The 1976-nt window shown below is 28.1% G+C and carries 2 protein-coding genes; both read left to right on the top strand.

What is annotated here, in order from left to right; genetic code table 11:
- The first annotated feature begins 537 nt into the window (after nucleotides 1-537).
- A complete protein-coding gene (locus tag IDG60_RS12630; protein ID WP_000231632.1) occupies nucleotides 538-771 on the top strand; it encodes a hypothetical protein in 234 nt (77 codons plus the stop codon).
- 621 nt (nucleotides 772-1392) lie between these two features.
- On the top strand, nucleotides 1393-1578 hold the full coding sequence (locus IDG60_RS12625) for a hypothetical protein (RefSeq protein WP_001032817.1): 186 nt from the start codon (nucleotides 1393-1395) through the stop codon (nucleotides 1576-1578).
- Nucleotides 1579-1976 lie beyond the last annotated feature (398 nt).

Raw genomic sequence — 1976 nt, 5'->3', positions numbered from 1 at the left:
CTAAGGTATCATTACACATAGGCGCACTTGTCTCCTTTAGTTTGGGTTTGGTCACTTTAAATTATAGAGGCAATTGCGCTTTTTGTGTATTAAAAAAAGCAGGAAGTTTTACCTTCCCACCATAAAAGATGAAGAACCTAATTTTTATACTTAATTTAGTTTAATTAACTTATGATATTTTTAATTTAAACTATGTACTTGATTTGCTTTCCTGACTTAAAAATTAGACTAAACATGACACTATATGAGGTGATTTTTAAAATAAGAAATTTGAATTCCATGTTGTCAAACCCTTTATATAAAAGTTTTGAAATTGTTCAAAACTTTTTGAACACATTATGTGTTAATATATTTGCAGAATTATTTTAAAATCGTTTTAAAACTATACTGAAATAAGAAATTTAAAAGTATAATTAGTACATATAATTGAAAAAGATTTCTAGAAATACAATTAATGTTCATCTAGATATTGTACGAAGTTGTATGAATAAGTTAAACTTAAGTTGAATCAATTTAAATGTTCAAGGAGGTTAACAAATGGTTTTTAATGATTGGGAAATTAACGTTGTATACTCAGGAGAGCATGAGGTTGTAACAAACGAAAAGAGTTTATTTGTCATTGACGAATTTTACGATGTTGCAATCGCAATCTATTATTTAGATGGAAAATTAAAAGTAGCTCATGTCAACTATGGTTCTGATTTTACAATTGACGTAGCTAATAAAGTTTTTGAATTGAATATTCAAAATCCAAATGTTGATGAGCATTAAATATTAAAAAGCATTTAGAATCATAAAGAGCATACTATATATAGCCTTTTACATGTAAAGCAAATGAAAATTAGATAATCTAATTATTTCAACATTAAACAATATATCATTATAAAGAAGTTTTTAAAATAGAAGTATAAGGTGGTGAACAAAAATTAACATTGTGTATAACATTATAGTATATATAGCATGCATGATTAATTTCGGATTAATTATAGTCCCATTATTAACAACAAATGATGCGGATTTTGTATGGACTTCTTCATCATTAATATATATGATTCTTCTTACGTCGATTATCCTAATAGTTTATATTAAAACTAAAGATAGCTTACAGTTAACGATATTTATACTTAATATAGCCTTAATTATTCTATACTGTGCACCATTACTATTCATTTATGTATTCTAGTGCTTCATTAATATTTTAATGCATCAGTTTAAGTAAATTCCATTTGGAAAATAAAAAGCAAATATCATCATCAAATTAACATATTTAACGTTATACTTTCATAAAATTTGAAACAATTGAACATCCTTACTTTAGCTTTATATCTTTATTTCAAGTCATGTTTTCAACTATTTTAATGAATTAAACATATATTATAAGGAGTCAACATCATGAATAAACATATAAATAAAAAAGCGACAAAACTACTTGAAGATTATAAAAAGGTTCAACAAAGAAAATCGGAAGAAACTGATAGAGGTTGTTTGAAAAGTGTCATCATGCTTATCGTCTTATTTTTCTTAATTATTTTTGGTATTGTGGCATGTTCTACAAACGTAAACTTTTTCTTCCAGTAAAAGAGTGAGATAGAAATGATAAAGAACCACTAATGATTTATTATGTAGTGGTTCTTTATCATTAGCTGTAGCTAATGTCTACTTAAAAAATGAATACATGAGTAAAACTCATGCATAAGAAATACTAATTTCTAAAGAAAAAGTATTTTTTTATCGATGTCCTACCCCAACTTGCATTGTCTGTTGAAATTGGTGACCCAATTTCTCTATGTTGGGGCCCCGCCAACTTGCATTGTTTGTTGGAATTGGTGATCCTATTTCTCTCTGTTGTGGCCCCGCCAACTTGCACATTTTTGTATGCTGACTTTTCGCCAGCTTCTGTGTTGGGCCCCACCCCAACTTGCATTGTCTGTTGAAATTGGTGATCCAATTTCTCTATGTTGGGGCCCCGCCAACTT

This window comes from Staphylococcus sp. EG-SA-2 (genome assembly GCF_017152085.1).
This window is presented reverse-complemented; position numbering and strand designations above follow the sequence as displayed.

Bases quoted from the DNA above. Each gene is read 5' to 3' on its own strand.
- IDG60_RS12630 (WP_000231632.1), top strand. From the start codon at position 538: ATGGTTTTTAATGATTGGGAAATTAACGTTGTATACTCAGGAGAGCAT.
- IDG60_RS12625 (WP_001032817.1), top strand. From the start codon at position 1,393: ATGAATAAACATATAAATAAAAAAGCGACAAAACTACTTGAAGATTAT.